Annotated in this window: 16 protein-coding genes; 4 read left to right on the forward strand and 12 right to left on the reverse strand. The window is 34.6% G+C overall.

Annotation, left to right across the window (positions count from 1 at the left end; translation table 11 throughout):
* The gene (locus FHL06_RS08530; protein ID WP_153385799.1) at positions 1 to 975 is read right to left on the reverse strand and encodes a hypothetical protein; all 975 of its coding nucleotides are present in this window, start codon (positions 973 to 975) and stop codon (positions 1 to 3) included.
* A gap of 97 nt (positions 976 to 1,072) precedes the next feature.
* Positions 1,073 to 1,834, reverse strand: coding sequence for a hypothetical protein (locus FHL06_RS08535; RefSeq protein WP_153385800.1), 762 nt, complete (start codon positions 1,832 to 1,834; stop codon positions 1,073 to 1,075).
* 186 nt (positions 1,835 to 2,020) lie between these two features.
* Here FHL06_RS08535 and lepB point away from each other — a divergent pair, with 186 nt between their 5' ends.
* Both lepB and FHL06_RS08545 read left to right on the forward strand, forming a co-directional pair.
* Entirely contained in the window at positions 2,021 to 2,686 is a 666-nt protein-coding gene (gene lepB, locus FHL06_RS08540; RefSeq protein WP_153385801.1) for a signal peptidase I, read from the forward strand.
* Between the two features lie 36 nt (positions 2,687 to 2,722).
* Complete coding sequence (locus FHL06_RS08545) at positions 2,723 to 2,908, forward strand: LBP_cg2779 family protein (protein ID WP_153385802.1); 186 nt, start codon at positions 2,723 to 2,725, stop codon at positions 2,906 to 2,908.
* Positions 2,909 to 3,044: 136 nt separating this feature from the next.
* Here the strand turns inward: FHL06_RS08545 and FHL06_RS08550 are convergent, their stop codons facing one another.
* The 9 genes from FHL06_RS08550 to FHL06_RS08590 form a co-directional block, all read right to left on the reverse strand.
* Entirely contained in the window at positions 3,045 to 4,238 is a 1,194-nt protein-coding gene (locus tag FHL06_RS08550; protein ID WP_153385803.1) for a DUF2075 domain-containing protein, read from the reverse strand.
* A 155-nt stretch (positions 4,239 to 4,393) separates the two neighbouring features.
* Positions 4,394 to 4,582: a 2-hydroxymuconate tautomerase gene (locus FHL06_RS08555; RefSeq protein WP_153385804.1), complete on the reverse strand. Its 189-nt coding sequence runs from the start codon at positions 4,580 to 4,582 to the stop codon at positions 4,394 to 4,396.
* Positions 4,583 to 4,659: 77 nt separating this feature from the next.
* The gene (locus tag FHL06_RS08560; RefSeq protein WP_153385816.1) at positions 4,660 to 6,435 is read right to left on the reverse strand and encodes an ABC transporter ATP-binding protein; all 1,776 of its coding nucleotides are present in this window, start codon (positions 6,433 to 6,435) and stop codon (positions 4,660 to 4,662) included.
* The gene (locus tag FHL06_RS08565) at positions 6,435 to 8,153 is read right to left on the reverse strand and encodes an ABC transporter ATP-binding protein (protein ID WP_337692545.1); all 1,719 of its coding nucleotides are present in this window, start codon (positions 8,151 to 8,153) and stop codon (positions 6,435 to 6,437) included. The genes FHL06_RS08560 and FHL06_RS08565 overlap by 1 nt, the downstream gene beginning before the upstream one ends.
* Before the next feature lie 203 nt (positions 8,154 to 8,356).
* A complete protein-coding gene (locus FHL06_RS08570) occupies positions 8,357 to 9,952 on the reverse strand; it encodes a peptidoglycan-binding protein (RefSeq protein ID WP_153385805.1) in 1,596 nt (531 codons plus the stop codon).
* Between the two features lie 11 nt (positions 9,953 to 9,963).
* Entirely contained in the window at positions 9,964 to 11,010 is a 1,047-nt protein-coding gene (locus FHL06_RS08575) for a C39 family peptidase (RefSeq protein ID WP_153385806.1), read from the reverse strand.
* A 12-nt stretch (positions 11,011 to 11,022) separates the two neighbouring features.
* Complete coding sequence (locus FHL06_RS08580) at positions 11,023 to 11,301, reverse strand: hypothetical protein (protein WP_153385807.1); 279 nt, start codon at positions 11,299 to 11,301, stop codon at positions 11,023 to 11,025.
* 385 nt (positions 11,302 to 11,686) lie between these two features.
* Positions 11,687 to 13,012, reverse strand: coding sequence for an aspartate kinase (locus FHL06_RS08585; RefSeq protein WP_153385808.1), 1,326 nt, complete (start codon positions 13,010 to 13,012; stop codon positions 11,687 to 11,689).
* Entirely contained in the window at positions 13,012 to 14,229 is a 1,218-nt protein-coding gene (locus FHL06_RS08590; protein ID WP_153385809.1) for a homoserine dehydrogenase, read from the reverse strand. The genes FHL06_RS08585 and FHL06_RS08590 overlap by 1 nt, the downstream gene beginning before the upstream one ends.
* A 107-nt stretch (positions 14,230 to 14,336) precedes the next feature.
* On the opposite strand from FHL06_RS08590, the gene thrC reads away from it, so the two are divergent.
* Entirely contained in the window at positions 14,337 to 15,842 is a 1,506-nt protein-coding gene (thrC, locus tag FHL06_RS08595) for a threonine synthase (RefSeq protein ID WP_153385810.1), read from the forward strand.
* Positions 15,814 to 16,707 carry a homoserine kinase gene (gene thrB, locus FHL06_RS08600; protein ID WP_153385811.1) on the forward strand — a complete coding sequence of 298 codons (894 nt, stop codon included), beginning with the start codon at positions 15,814 to 15,816 and terminating at the stop codon, positions 16,705 to 16,707. Before thrC ends, thrB begins: the two co-directional genes overlap by 29 nt.
* 121 nt (positions 16,708 to 16,828) lie before the next feature.
* On the opposite strand, the gene FHL06_RS08605 is transcribed toward thrB, so the two are convergent.
* Positions 16,829 to 17,026, reverse strand: a complete 198-nt coding sequence (locus FHL06_RS08605) for a hypothetical protein (protein WP_153385812.1) — start codon at positions 17,024 to 17,026, stop codon at positions 16,829 to 16,831.
* Positions 17,027 to 17,346: the final 320 nt, after the last annotated feature.

The raw sequence follows: 17,346 nt of genomic DNA on the forward strand, positions 1-17,346 counted from the left end.
TCATTCACTCCGTTTAATAAAGAATATTTGCGATAGTCCAATCAAAATCGTGCAAAGAATTGAAACTGTCATGAACAGGTTAAAGGTATTGTGACTAATAATTACGATTCTCCAATGAACAATAATGAACCCTAAAATATTGGGGACCAAAGTATAAAGTAAATATCGAATCATTAAACCGTTTCGATAATTATTTTTTAAATCACCTGTTAAATGCGATCTCGAAAGGTCATATTTCAAAGGTACCAAAATATAAAAGTTTACTGCTACGATCAAGAAGAATAGTAAAACAATCCCCACCATGTATAGCTCGCCATTATTGCTTGTTTCTACATTGGTAAAATCATCGCTTTGTGGGACGTATTTATGCGTCGATTTTACGTGAAGAATACTTTTGATTTTATTCAAACTATCTTTATTTGTTAACGCCTTACCGTCCAAAACAGTTGTTACTTGATTCAAATGAAATTTGGATTTGGGCTGATTTGGCGACAGCGATACTAAAGTTTGCGAATTCAAAATCTCAGCACCATCAAAACCTACATTGCCAATGACTGAAATATATCGGTTATTAACTTTGATATACGATTGGCTTTGGGGCTTATAAGATTCAATTTCAGAATTCTTCCCTTGGACAGCAAATGGAATCTGCGATGTAAAATCGTCTAAAGAGAAATAACGTCCAGACGTAATTGGCAGTTTGCTAATTTTGCCATGGCTATACATGTAGCCCATATCGCTATTACCTTTATCAAAAAATATCAATTGATAACTAGACATTTTTTTTTGCTTGTCTAAGTCCTTAACAGCAGTAATCAAATTCTTTTTTGATTTGGTATGTAAAACTACTGCTTCATCGCTCATACCTAAACGATTCATCGTATTGTTATATTTGATTGAATCGCTTTTGGAGATAGCAACTCCTGTTAATAGAACAATCAAAAAAATAACAATACTCGAAATTATCTTTTTCATAAAAATTCACCTATAAAGTTTGTCTTACTGATATCTCATTTTACACTAAACGACAACTAAGGCCGAAACAATTTTCAAATTGCCTCAGCCTTAGTAATTATTTTACAAGATATAGTTGATCATGAACTAAATCATAACGTGAATATTTTTCATTAATACGTTTAATTTTATCATCTTCAATTAACTCAGCTTCTTGCCAGAATTCATGACTGTCAGTTGCCCCGTTCTTCTCACCGATTAGAAGGAAATTCACATCTAACTTGCGGACTTTTTCTAACACCTTCAAGTCGATGTCCTCCCGATCAGGACTCCAAGCTAAAATAACATTATCAACTTTAGAACCATATTTATCAAGAGCAGCTAAAGCATCTAAAGATTCAACATCAGTAACCTTCAAATTTCCAGTTTGATCATGTTGAGCCCAACTGGAATCATCAGTACAATAAGTTTTTACTCCGAGGTCACGTAATCCCTTAGAGAGATAGCCATTTCCAGCCATTAGTTCCAAAAAACTTTGATCTGGGAAATTATTTTTTATTTCCGCAACAAAATCTTGTGTAATCGTGGCCCAATAACCAAAGCGGGTTTGAAGATAGGTTCTGAAATCGCCTAAGTCGTGATCGAATTCCTCCAAATATGCTGACATTTCTTGAAATTCAATTTCATCTAAATTGATGTTGCCTCTCATATAACTCTTGATTTCATCTTCACTCAATTGCAATTGCGGAAAATGATATTTAGGCAATTCATTATTTAGCAGTGCTTGACAGATACGTTCCATGAACTTTATACGAGCGTTAAAAACCATTCCATTCGGCAATCGACTGACATCTTCTCTTAATCCATCTATGTAATTCATACTTTCCCCCAAAGAAACTTAATTTAATAAGATTTATCTTACTAGAATGTACAAAAAACATAAAGTCATTAGACCTCAAGTCAAAGATTGATATTATATTAAATTTTTTTAACTAACATATGACAAATATTTCCAATAATCTGGAAAAAGTGTAATATCTTAGTTAGTACATGTACGAGGTGAAATATGGCAGAAAATAATAGAAGAACGAAGCCTAAAAAGGATGAAGAAAGCGGCTGGAAGTTCTGGTTACAAACCATTGCTTTAACCATTGCAATTTATGCAGTTTTCTTCCTTGGGTTTAAGTTCATTCTCTCGAATGATAAAGTTTCTGGACCTTCCATGCAGCCGACCTTTGAAAATGGAGATAAAGTTATTGAAACAAGACATTCAAAGATTTCGCGTGGCGACGTTATCGTTTTAAAGGCTCCTGATGAACCTGGTTCATTTTATATTAAGAGAGTTATCGGTTTACCTGGAGATACTGTTGTTTCTAAAAACAATAAAATCTATGTTAATGGTAAACTATATAAAGAGGACTTCCTCAAAGCAGGTAACAAAGTAAAGGAACCCGACACTAGTCTTTATGCGGGTAAGCCTTATAGCTATACGTATAATTTCACTTTAAGCTCTTTAGCTAAGAATTCGCCTGAATGGCAAGAACGTTATAGCAATTCTTATCTAAACAAGATTAAGAAGAATAACAAAGTTCCTGCTGGTACCTACTTTGTTATGGGAGATCACAGAACGGTTTCCAAGGACAGTCGTATAATTGGTTTCATTAATAAGAATAGTGTTATTGGTGAAGTCAAATGGCGCTATTGGCCATTGAATAGATGGGCCATCTTTTAAGGTTTGAGTTTTTGATAACACATTGGAGGTATTTATATGGATAAACCAAATATTGCTGAAATGATTCTTCAGTATGAGAAAGATAAAGATATGACTGATACACAATTTGCTTTTGAAAGTCACTTATCAGTAGAACGTGTGCACAATCTAAAATCAGGAGATTATGAACCAACTGCAGATGAAATTAAGACTGTAAAAGAATATATCAAATTGCATCAATAATGTAGTATTTGTAGTTTACCCTGTTTTGACGACCCGATGGGTCGTCTTTTTTTTGTTTTTATTGATATATGTTTTCGTAACACATATATTCAAACCATTGCCGTTAATAACTTCGTTGCTGTAATGTTATGTAACGCTATCTTTGATTATTCAAAAAATCATAAATATCTCTATCATGAAAATAAATAAAGCAGCCTTGAACTCCTCGTTTTAGTAAAACATTAATCGAATTTAAAATAATGCTCTTTTTGGCGGTATGTAAATCACTCAAATCATCCTCGTGACGCTTTTTAAAAGCCTCCTGATCCTCATACTTATCTGGATCGACCACTATCGAATCCTTTGAAAGTGATACTGATGGCCCAATAATCACGGCAACATATTGTAAATCAAACCCTTGCACTGTATAAATTGACCCAATTTCATCGATTGTTTCCGGTTTTTGAGCCCAAGTTACTTTAGAATAATTATATTGATCCCATGGTAAATGAAACTGGCCTTCATTAACATAGTGTTTTTTTCCATCCAAAGTTGATGGATAGTCTGCTGTAGCGACAATTCGGGACTCGCCTACTTCTGAATTCTTCTTTTTCAAAGCTTGATACATTTTTTCGGCATTAGAATAAACTCGAAAGTCATAATTTGAAGACATCGTTAAATAATCTTTTTTTGAAACTAAATCCTGATCTAATTGCAATTTATCCGTTAAATCATCAATCCAACGAACAACTTTTCTTGGTGCTTGCATTCGCATTTGTGTCATCAAAGTTGCTTCTTCAAATTTTGCTTGAAATTTTTTTATGACTTGATCGACTAAATTTTTTGACCAATAACTTTTCAATTTCAAAACTTGATGTTCATCGAACACAAGAATAACTACTTTGCTCAATTTGATTATTTCTTCTAATTGATTCTTTTGCGTGAAATTATTATAGTTGTCGCTCTCGCTCAAAAGTAAATGTGCTTCATCAATCACTACTACATCAGCTTTTGTTTGCTTTTTATGACTTTGATTGATAAAGGTCGTCGGACGTAAAAAGCGATTTTTACGTAATTCCGAAAATTCGCCAGCATTTTCTTGATAAACTTTGAGAAGTTCTGGATGATTGACTAAAAAATAATTATTAGTTTTATTTTCCTTAGCACGTTTTTCTATTGCTAAAAATAGTTTCGTCAAAATAATACTTTTGCCTGTACCAGCATCGCCATTCAATTGAAAAATGGCCTTTTTTGAACCGTTCAAATTATCTTTAATAAATGTTTCAATTCTTTCAAAAACTTTTTGTTGTTCTTTGGTAAGTTCTTTATCGGGAAAAACTGATTCTAACATTTTAATTCTCCAAATCTTTTATAAATGGGTCTATTGTAACAGAGTTTTTTGAGTTTTATGTTTTCGTAAAACATTTATCATTACAAAATTGCTATGAACAATAAAAAAAGAAAGCGTCCACTAATACCAGACTCTTTCTTCACTAACTGTAACTGTTATTTTTCGTCGCTTTTCAAGACGCCACCAACAGCATAATGTTCTTTTTCCATTTCATTTAAAACAACATGGACATGTTCTGCAGGTGCACCAGTATTTTTTACGATAGCTGCAGTAACATCTTTGACCATCCCTCTTAATTGATCTTCGGAACGACCGGCGATTAAATCAATGTGTACTAATGGCATAATTAATTACTCTCCTTTATTGTAAAAGCATTTAGATTATCTCATAGTAAAATATTTTTTTAAACAGTAATTTAAATCTATTCAAATTGGCTGTTATACAATTGTGCGTAAAATCCGCCTTTGGCTAATAAGCTCTTGTGTGTCCCCTGTTCAATTACTTGTCCATGATTGATCACGAGAATTTGATTTGCACTTTTAATAGTCGAAAGTCGATGCGCAATAACAAAGCTTGTCTTTTGTTTCATCAATGCTGTCATGGCATTTTGAATATCAGCTTCCGTTTGACTATCGATTGAAGCTGTAGCTTCATCCAAGACTAGCACAGGTGATTTAGCAATAAATGCTCGAGCAATACTCAAAAGTTGTCTTTGACCTTGTGATAATTGACTAGCATTCTCAGATAAAATCGTGTCATAGCCATCAGGTAATTGTCTGATAAAACTATCAGCATTAGCTTCTTTTGCCGCTTCAACGACATCTTGATCAGAAGCTTTTGGTCTTCCCAATCTGATATTTTCTCTAATCGACATATTAAATAAAAATGATTCTTGTTGCACAACGGTTACCAAACGTCTTAAATCGTGACGTTTAATTTTAGTAACATCATGACCATCTAGCAAAACTCGACCTTCCTTTAATGGATAAAGATTAGTCAATAGATTCATGGTAGTTGTTTTACCTGCTCCAGTAGGTCCAACTAAAGCTACCACCTCGCCAGGTTTAGCGGTCAAATTAATGTCTTGAAGAATCGTTGGCTTATCATAGGCAAAAGAAACATGTTCAAATTGCACTTGTCCTTTTGCTTTTGGCAAAGAAATGGCATCTGCTGCATCAATTTCTGGTTTTTCATCAATCAATTCAAAAACACGTTCGGCACTAGCCAATGATAGTTGCAACGTATTGATCAAATTCAATACGTTATTGATTGGACCAGTGAAATTACGTAAATAAATCAGAAAAGTAAAGATAATTCCCACCGTGATATTGCCATAGCCGCCAATAATCGAAATTGCTCCGATAGCAGTGATTAAAACATAAGCAATGTTATTGGTCATATTATTGAAAGGACCGATAACTGATGACAACGCTTGAGCTTTAAAAGCTGCTTTGGTGTATTGAGCATTGACATCATTAAAATCAGCCATAGTCATATCGGTATGATTAAACAGCTGCACTAGTTGTTTACCAGTAATTGACTCTTCAATTTGTGAATTTAATTTTCCTAACGTCGATTGTTGCGTTAAAAAGGCTTTTTGAGTTAATTTGGCGATTCCTTTAGAGAATAAATAAGTCATAACCGTACTCAAAAGCGTGATGACTGTTAACAAGGGCGACAAGATAATCATTGCTAAACCCATACCGATGACGCTGATAACACCGGTAAATAGCTGGACAAAGGTTTGCATCAAAGCGGTATTGATATTATCGACATCATTAGTTAAACGACTCATCACATCCCCATTGTCGTGGGTATCGAAATAACGCATTGGCAGACGTTGCATATTAGTAAAAACATCTTGTCTAATTTTTGTACTAGTAGCTTGAGCAACTTTAATAATGATAGAATTTTGAAAATACGTAAAGACACTCGAAATTAAATACATTCCACCTAATAATAGACAAACCACGATTAACGCGTGCAGTCTATTTTTACTGATGTATTTATCGATAACGATACCATTGACCCGATTTCCGATAACTGTTGCTAAAGTCGTAAAAATAGTCAGTCCAAAAACAATTGCCAATTTCAGACGATATTGCTCTAAATAATGACCAACTCGTTTAACAGTGGCTTTCCAATCGGTCAAGGAAACCTTTTCTGGATGAATATTTCTGGGACCATGTCTTCTCATCAACTTCTGCCACCACCTAACTGTGTCTTTACCAAGTCATGATAAAATTTTGATTCTTTTAACAATTGTTCGTGAGTTCCGCAGGCTTCTAGATGCCCATCGTCCAAAACTATTATTTGCTGACAATCCATAACATTCGTCACTCTTTGAGATATGATCAAAGTTGTTTTATCATATCGTAATTTCTCTAGATTATCCTTAATTAAAGCATTAGTAGTCTGGTCGACTGCACTAGTAGCATCATCTAAAACTAAAATATCTGCCTGACTAACTAAAGCACGACTGATATTCAAGCGTTGGCGTTGACCACCGGAGAAATTTTTACCAGCTTGTTCAACTGGAGACAAATATTTTTTCGGTATTTTTTGGATAAAATTATAAGCATTGGCTGTTTTAGTTGCTTCATCTAATAAAGCAACATCAGCCTTATCATTGCCATATTTCAAATTGCTTTGAATCGTACCTGAAAATAATAATGAATCTTGAAAGGCCACTGCTACTTTTTGATGAGCGTCTTTTAAACTCAAGTCTTGAATATCGGTCCCACCAATTTTTATTTTTCCAGAATATTGGTCAAATTGACGAGTCAATAAATTAATCAAAGAACTCTTACCTGAACCAGTTGCTCCGATAATTCCTAGCCACTGTCCATCTGGTACTCTAAAATTGATATCATCTAAAATTGGCTTGCTGCTTTGATAACCAAAACTGACATTTTCAAAAACAAGGTCACTTTCTGCTGGTTCTTCTTTTGCTGGTGCAGTAAGCTTCTCAGATGTTTCTTCATCTAATACTTCTTGCACCCGTTTTGAACTAGTAATAGCTCTTGAAAAAGCTGTAATAATATTAACCGTTTGAATCATTGCTGTTGTGATTTGAATCATATAATTCACAAAAGCAATGATTTGCCCGTCACTGATAGTGTTGCTGATAGCTAAACTTCCACCATAGCCTAAAGCAATAATTACCCCAAAATTAAGCATTAATTGAATAATCGGAGATAAAATTACTGTTGCCATCGCAGCAGTTTGACTATTTTTTTGCAATTCTTTATTTTGACCACTAAATTGACCCAGTTGATGGTTTTCTAGAACATACGACTTAATTGTCTTTGCTCCTTGAAGATTTTCACGCATGACTTGATTGATTTGGTCAACAGATTTTTGCATTTTAGTATATTTTGGAATACTTCTTTTAACAACTATTAATAAGAAAACAACTAAAATAGGCATTATTACTAATAAAATTGGTGCCAAATCTGGACAAACAATAATTGACATAACAATACCACCAAATAATAGCATTGGTGATCTGACTAAACCTCTGGTAACCATCATTACCAAATTTTGCATCTGCGTAACGTCATTAGTTGTCCGCGTAATTAAAGTTGCTGGTGCTAACCCATTAGGGTCACGATTGTCCAAAGCAATCTTTAACATTTTGCTTCTTAAAGATTCACCCATCTTTAAAGAGGCGAAACTTCCTAAAGCGCCACAGCTGCCACCAAAAATTAAGCCTAACACGGCAAACATCAGCATCAATAATGCATGCTGAAACACAAAGCTCAAATCCCCTTTAGCTAATCCTTGATCAATGATTTTTGACATTAAAGTTGGCTGTTGTAAATCGCAAAAGACTTCGCCGAGCATAATTAAAGGTGCCAAAAAGAAACTCAAGCGAGCTTTATTTTGAAGATGTTGCATTACGATTCGAAACACATGATTCACTTCCTAGAAAAAAAGCGTCACGAATCCCTTGACCTAGGTATGGACTAAGGATTCCGTGACGCTGTTAAATTATACGTTCTTATGTTAATACAAGTTTATTTTTTAAACAAGTAAGTCAAAATATTTTAAATCAAAAGAAAAAGTGGAATAAGTTTAATCCTCATCCCACATGAATAATTATATCTAAATTTTAATTATGCAAAAACACGTTTTACACCAACAATATTTCCACGACCGGAATAAATTGAGTGAACTTGAACTGCAAAGGGCCATGATTCAATCATCGTATTAGCATCAAGTAAAATTCCCATATGCCAAATTGAACCATTTGCAGGATTTGAGAAGAAAATCAAATCTCCACGTTGACGATTGCCATAGTTAACTTGGTGAATCCTACTATCGCTCCAATATAATTGACAATTCCATTCGTTACCAGGTTGAGCATGTTGAATCGAGGTAACTGGACTTGAATCAATTCCGGAAGCATAAAGCGATTGTGTGACTAATCCTGAACAGTCAACACCATAATTAGGTGAACTAGATGCTCCTGAAATCCAAGGTTTACCAATATACTTGTATGCTTCACTGATCATTGCTTCTATGTGATCTGCTCTGGTACTTGTGATGCTTGTTCTAAGCGGTGCAATGTAAGAGTCGATTCCATACCATGAACTCTCAGAAAAGCCCATTGCTTGCCAAGTAGCCAAATCAACGACTCCTGTGACAGGCAAACCAGCATTTCTTTGAACTCCTCTGACACTATTAGCAACAGATCCATCATAAATCGTGTGAGCATTTGAATAACCGAAGTATCTTCTTACTAACCAAGTCTTGATACCTTCAACGCCATTATATAAGTAATAACCAACGCCGCCATTAGGTTTTATTTGAGTATTTTGGATTTGAATCCAGCCACTTGGGTTTTGATAAACAGCACTAGTTGTGGCATCAATACTATTAATCCAAACATTAGAAGCAATTTGATAATATGTTAAGCCATCCACATAATCTGTACGATTATATTTCCAAGTTGAATTAGCATCAAAGACGCTATTATTTAATTTGGAAAAACCACTTTCTTGACGTTCATAGCCAGTGGCACCATTTTTTTGAACCCGCACAGTTCCATTAGCTGCACTACCAAACGACAAAACGACATCTTTGCCATTTGCGAATTCTCCAGTAGCCACACGATAATAAGTTTCGCCATCATTATCTAATTTTTGATCAGTGTACCAAGGTGAGTTTGCTCCTAAACCACGATTAGAAATTCTAGAACCATCTTGACGATAAAGATAAGTAATCTGATTGTTGTTAGTGGTTACGACCCCTTTAATTGGCGTAATCGTTCCCTGTGAATCAGAAGTTTGATTATCAGTTGGTTGGTCTGTTCCAGCTGAAACTACCGGATTATTATTTTGATTATTTGTTTGTTTTTGAATAGTATTTTGATCGTTTACTTGACCATTTTGTTGAACATTAGAATTGTTTTCATTAGATTGTTCACTAGATGCATCTGGTTGATTATCAGTTTGGGTATTAGTTCTCGATTGAACTGATTGTTCTTGATAAGTCGATGGTTTTATTTGCGATGTAGATTCTTGAGTTGCTTCTGAAATTGGCTGTTGTTTACTGGTTGTTCCAGTAACAGTCTGATTATCACTAGATTGAACATTGGTACTAGTTTGTGCATCGTTAGTTGTATCAGCTTTAACATTTTGTTGCGTTGAAACTGTCAACATCAATAATGTAAAACCACAAGCAAAGATTAATTTAGATTTTTTATTCATCTTTTTCTCCCCTAATAACTTATTGCACGTCTATTTTGCGTGTTCCAATTGCTGATAAATTGATTAATCCCCATCCGTGTTGATTGATTAGTCCAGCAATCGTTGTAGTAAATATAATTCTTATCATATCCTGTAACAACTAGGGCATGATATGGAAAACCATGCAAAGTATTCCAAGTTACCACTGGGTGTCCCAAGTTGATTTGATATTTGATGGCATCAAGTCCTTGCCCAGTCAGATTTTTGGCCGTACCAGCGTATTTCTCAACTAATCCCATTAAGGCTGAAGGGAAAATCGTGATGCCTGTTGCATCCCAAGGTTGCCCGATATAACCATAATTAGGATCACTATTTCTGGGCATTTCTTGTGCTAGTTGCATCTTATTAACATTTGCCCCTGCATAATGCAACATCATTGTTACCGCCGTAATTTCGCAACCATTAGGCAATTCTGGTCGTTGCGAAATTAAAGGTACTCCATATACCCAGTCTGCATCTTGATACTGGCCATTATTGATGACCACGTTGTCTTGAGGTATCCAAACATTATTGCCAATTTGATACCATTCTTTACCACCAATTTTGGCATGATTGTTCACTTTCCAATTGCTACCGGTTGGCAAATCAGTCCCCTGATACACAGCCCTATTCCCGTAACCAGTAAATGAATGGATACTTGACCCAGTTCGATAGACGACAGTTGCATCCCCTTGAAATGGCTGAACATATGATTGATAAGTTCCACCATCGCCTCTGGCAAACTCTAAAGTAGAAACACGATAATAAGTCGAACCATCATTTTTAGTATTGCAAGTATCAGTATACCAAGCTGACTTTGGAGCTAGTGCTCTATTTTTAACTTGTGACCCATCGGCGTAATAAAGATAAGTAACAGTGTCGCCAACTGTATAAACCCCGTCTAACTGTTCTGATTTAACCGTTTGCGGAGTTTGAATAGTCTGCTGATTTTGTTTTGGTTGACTTTGTGTTGCTTGTGTCGATGAATTATTAGCTTCTACTGCATTATTTTGTATTGCAGATTCAGCATTAGAAGACATATTTTGTGAATTTTAATTTTTTTCGTCAGATTCTTGTTGACGAGGATTTTGTGTTGAAACTTCGGCTGAATTAATGGTTTGTGATCTTTCTTGAGAAACATCGCTATTAGTTCTTGAAACGCCATTTAGAGTCGTTGGATTTTCTTGAATCGATTGATTGGAACTTTGTGTAATCGATTGATTTATTTGTGAATCTGTCTTTGTTGTTTCTGCTTTAACACCTTGAGTCGTTAATATTAAGCCACTTGATGCTAAAAGAGTCGCAAATAGCATTTTATTTCTTAAATTCATAGTTCCCCCTTGCCATTTCTGTCAAAACTTACATATTCATTTAAGAAAAACCACTTCTTCCATCGCATTCCCCCTAAATTCATTGATAAAAGAAATCCTTCTTGATAAAAACTTGAATTATTGACCCTATTTAAATAAATATTAATGGTACCGCTTTTCTATTTGTAGCTTTGCAAAATTATTCTTTCATCAAGGATTTTATAAAAACAGTATAACATTAGACTAATCAAAAAATGTAGTTAGAAAATTAAAATGTTTTAATTTTTTTCTTTAAAGGTGAACATATTAATAAAACAAAGAAAATAAACTTTAAATTTTACATCAGTTAATTTCAAAAAGATAATGTCACAAAGCCTTAAATTAAAGACTCTGTGACATTATTGATTTACGCTGAAACTTTCATTTTATAAAAACTCGCTTCCTGATATATTTTGGCTATTGTCTTTTCATAATCTCCATTATTAACGCCAAAAACAACTTTCATATTACTTCCTTCTTGGATAACCATCTTAACATTGATTCGACTATTATCGAGGAACTCAAGAATTTTACCAGCCAATGAAGGACGTTTGCTTAATTGCCAAGAAACTGCCACAACTAGGGCAATGTCTTGAACGACTTTTACTTCGTCCAAAGTCTTATTTACTTTTAAATCATGAATAGCCACATCTAAATTAGTATTTGAAGGATTTTGTTGACATAAGAAAATAAAACTGTCATTTCCAGATGGAACATAGTTAGCAACAATTTGATATTTTTGCAGGACTGCTAAAACTTGTTGCAAAACTTCAATATGCTGATTGAGTTGATATTTTTTTATCGTAATGACCGTATAATTCTTTTTACCAGCAATTCCTGTAATTAATTTATTTTCAATATTTCGATTCAAAAAATCACCTACTAAAGTTCCACCTTCTTCTGGGTGATTCGTATTCAAAATTTTAGTAGGAATCTGCTTTTCTCTAACTGGCAAGATAGCTTCTTCTTGGAAGATACCAAAGCCCATATAAGATAGCTCTTGTAATTCTTCATAAGACAAGAAGTCGATTCTTTTTGAATGATTAACAATGTTTGGATCTGCCATCAAAATTCCTGAGACATCTGTCCAATTCTCATACAATTCGGCATTTAATAGACTAGCCAAAATGGCGCCGGAAATATCACTGCCACCTCTTGGCATTAAATGAATTGCATTATCTTTTTTGCTGCCATAAAATCCTGGCACGACAATATTTTTAAATTTCTGACGAACTTTCATCAAAGCTTTTTTAGAGGCTTGATAATCTAAATCAGCTCCATCAAAAATCAAGATGGAACTTGCATCAATAAATTGATAACCCAAGTACTTTGCCAATAATTTTGCAGTTAAGTATTCTCCTCGAGAGATTAAATAATCATGTGAACAAACAACTAAATTTTGCTTGATTTCTAACAAATCATTTTCTAGGCGTAAATCAATTTTTAAATCATCCCTGATTTGCAATAATCTGTCGCTGATTTTTTTAAACAAAAAACTTGTCGCTTGATCTGAATTACGAGCTTTTTCCAAATCTAATAGCATATCGGTAACTTTTATCGGTTCATTTGAACTCTTCCCGACCGCACTGACAACGATTACTTCTCGCTTCTTATCCGCTAAAACAATTTCTTTAACTTTTTTGAATTGTTGCGCATTAGCAACTGAACTTCCACCGAATTTAGCAACTTTCATTAGGCAATTGCCTCCTGACTAGAAGAAACAACCCTGCTGATTCCATTTTTTTGAATCGAATCTGGCAAACCAACCATAAAAGTTTTTGAATCTTTTTTCAAAATCAATTTCATCAAACGGTGCATTTCACCTGAAGCAATTTGAAGAATATAAAGAAAATCGCCCTTATCAGTTGGTGCGTAATCTTTAAATAAGGCCTTACAATCAAAAGCAGCTCGAATCATATAATCTTTTTTATAAAGATTAGCATCGTATTCCAAAGCTTGATCAAAATCCCGTTCAAGATGTCCTTTACCTTCTTTGATATCCAATACATCTTGAACGACCGCATTTGCTGTTGGGAACATCCCTGCACCTTGACCAAAGAAGTCTAGACGTCCAATTGTATCTCCATTGAGCGAAATCAAATTGTAGTTATCGGCTATGTTGGCTTCTAACGTATGCTTTTCTACTAGCGCTGGTTCTACGACGTAATCATATTGATTGCCAAACTGGTGTGTAAAGCCCATCAATTTAACAGCGTAGCCTTTCTTTTCAAAGTATTTAATATCCTTTAATTCAATATTTCTAATTCCAAAAATTGGCAACTCATCTCGATTAGAAATATTGATGTCATAAGCAATGTCAGCGCTGATACAAAGCTTATTCGCCACATCGAGACCATCGATATCAGCTTTAGGATCAGCTTCCGCATAGCCCAATTTTTGAGCATTTTCTAATACTTTATTGAATGAGTCGTTACTCTTTGTCATTTGGTCGAGGATATAATTGCTAGTTCCATTAAAAATGCCTGAAATGGAATTAACTTTGTCGATTCGTAAGGCCTTTTCCAATCCTTGAATCCATGGAATCCCACCTCCGACTGAAGCTTCAAAATAAAATTTAACTTTATTTTGTTGAGCCGTTTCGTTAAATTCTTTCAAATATTTTGCAATAACTGCTTTATTAGCTGTAATCACGTGCTTTTGATGCTTTAGGGCTTCCAAAATATAAGTATGAGCAGGTTCAATTCCTCCCATAACCTCAACTACCACGTCAACTTCAGGATCATTAACAATTTCTTCAACACTATCTGTCATTTCTGGTAAAATGCTTTCTTTGCCTTTTCGAATCAGAATTCTACTTACTGAGAGGTTTTGGGTTTGCATATTAACCTTCTTAACTATTTCATAAACGCCTTTTCCAACTGTTCCAAATCCTAATAATGCAATTTTCATGGTTTTAACCTCCCGTTTTCTTTTTTGTGTTCACGATACATGAACACTTGTCTTTTATAGAGAAACAGGTTACCATATAGACATTCTAAAAACAAGGGGCTACGTTTATGGAAAAGAATTATACAAGTACAAGAGACGACAAAATTAAGATTTCAGCTAAGGATGCAATAAAAAAAGGCTTTGCTGATGATGGCGGACTTTTCGTCTATCCGCAACTAAACCAGCTTAAAGTCGATTTAAAATCACTTGTAACGATGGGTTATCAATCTATTGCACAGGTGATTCTGGAAAAATTGTTGCCAGATTTCACCAAAGTTGAGATTCACTCCAGCATTTTAAATGCATATGGCAATAACTTTGACAACAAAAACATCACTCCAGTTGTTGATGTTGATGATTTCCATGTTTTAGAACTATTCCATGGACCAACCAGCGCCTTTAAAGATATCGGCCTACAAATGTTGCCCCAATTGATGCAAAGAGTTCTAGACGACGATACGAAAGTAATGATTTTAACTGCTACTAGTGGCGATACTGGTAAAGCTGCCTTAGTAGGATTTAAAAATGTTGAACAAACTGGCATCACGGTCTTCTATCCTTATCAAGGAGTCAGCCCAATTCAGCAATTACAAATGGAAACGACTGATGGCAACAATACTGACATTACCGCCATCAAAGGAAACTTTGACGATGCTCAAACAAACGTCAAACAAATTTTTAACGATCAAGCATTTAAAAAAAGTTTGGGTGACAAAATTAGCTTGTCTTCTGCCAACTCAATCAATATTGGTCGCTTGATTCCGCAAGTCGTTTATTACTTTGCTTCTTATATTCAGTTGGTTAACAAAAAAACTCTTAAATTAGGACAAAAAGTCAACTTTACAGTTCCTACTGGTAATTTTGGCGATGTTCTGGCTGGTTATTATGCCAAACAAATGGGTCTACCTGTCAATAAATTCATCGTTGCCAGCAATGAAAATAACGTTTTAACGAAATTCTTTAAAACTGGGATTTATGACCGCAACATGCCGTTTTATCAAACGATTGCCCCTAGTATGGACATCCAAATCTCTAGCAATTTTGAACGACTACTATATTACAAAAGTGGTGAGGATACTGCTTATGTTCAAAAATTAATGACAGAGCTTGAACAAACTGGTCGCTATCGGGTTTGTGATAAAGTTCTCTCTGCAATTAAAGAAGATTTTTTCTGTGCTTATAGTACTGATGAAGAAATCAAGACTTCAATCAATTCATTATTTAAAAAGAGCAATTACTTAATGGACCCTCATACAGCAGTCGGCTACAAAGCCATGCGTGATTATCAAAAGATTCATGACCAAACTCCCAATATTTTATTGAGTACTGCTAGTCCTTATAAATTCGTTCATGCTGTTAGTGAAGCAATCCTAAAACATCCTGCAAAAGACGATCAAGAAGCTATGCAACAACTAGAAGAAATTTCTCAAGTTCCAATTCCTAGAAATTTAAAAAATTTGTTCGATTTGCCAATTTTGCATCACGATATTATCGAAACTAACAATATGGAAAACTACATTAAAGCAAAAGTTGAGGAAAAATTTTATGATAAGAATCAAAGTGCCAGCAACTAGCGCTAATATCGGCGTTGGTTTTGATTGCTTAGGCTTGGCAATTTCGTTGTATTCCTCAGTCTACTTTGAAGAAAACTCACAAAAATTGACAATCAGCGGTTGTCCAGAAAAATTTCAAAATGAGAACAACTTAATCTATCAAGCCTTTGTTAGAGGTTGCCAATACCTTAATCAACCCGTCCCAAATTTAAAAATAACTATTAAAAATAATATCCCTATCTCTAGAGGCTTAGGCAGCTCCGCTTTTTGTATCGTTGGTGGCCTAAAAGGTGCTGATGCGTGGTTTCAGTCTGGACTTTCAAAAGAAGAACTGTTGAGCCTAGCCACAAAAATGGAAGGACATCCCGATAATGTTGCCCCTGCTATTTATGGAAAAATGGTTTCATCATTTGTTGATTCAGATGATAATATCGAAAGCGTCCATTTCGACATTAATGATGAACTTCAATTTATCACGATTATTCCTAACTATGCTGTTTCAACTAATCAAGCACGCTCAATCTTGCCTTCTGAAATGTCTTATCAAACAGCAACCTATCAAGTCGGACACGCATTAGCCTTAGCCAAAGCTCTTGAAGATGGCAATCTAGCTTTGATTCATAAGAGTATCGTTGATAAAATGCACGAGCCTTATCGTAGTACTTTAATCCCTGATTATCAGACGACTAAAGAAATTTGTGAATCGTTTGACGGAACTATGTACATCAGTGGCAGTGGTTCAACAATGATGTGCATCGTCGACCAGACTGAAAATGGATTGCAAATAGTTGACCAAATCAAAGCACTTCATCCTGATTGGAATGTTCAACATCTCAATGTTGACACTCAAGGGGCTACTAGCGAAATGACAAAAGTTATTGTTTAAGTAAAAATAGTCTTGCAAACGTAAAAGTGCTGAATAAATAAAGAAAGATTCCTCCAAAATAGTTAGATGAATTTCTATTGCTTCATTTAATAACTACCTGGGTGGAATCTCTTTTTTTATTTTAAAGAAGACCTGATATTCCTAAGATGACTAAAGTTACTCCAATTACAAGAGATGACCAAAACGCCATCAAAGCAAATGGTGAGGTCTTTTTATTTCCGTTTTTCTTCAATTCTTTCAAATAGCCAACAGTAACAAATAACTGCCATGCACCAACAATAATAAATAAACCAGCTACAATATAATCTATTTTGCTCATTTAAAAATCTCCCTCTAGAATTTTTCAAGAATCAAATAGATAAAAAATAACTTATTCCTCATATAATTCTAATTCAAAATAAGTATGCACTTTTTGTAACAGTTTTCAATAACTCTGTTAATTTAAAAATAAGATAAAAAAGGTCAGTGTAACCAAAATTGATTACACTGACCTTCTATAAATTAGATAAAGCGGCTGTACGATAAATAAAGTTGATAGGTATTTTGCCATCAACTTTATTTTTGTATACCATTTATTAGTAATAACCATTTAAGAACACCAAAAAAGGACACCATTCATGCCCTTTAGATGTTCGACCC

This window comes from Companilactobacillus halodurans (assembly GCF_009600985.1).
GTDB classification, from domain to species: Bacteria; Bacillota; Bacilli; order Lactobacillales; family Lactobacillaceae; genus Companilactobacillus; species Companilactobacillus halodurans.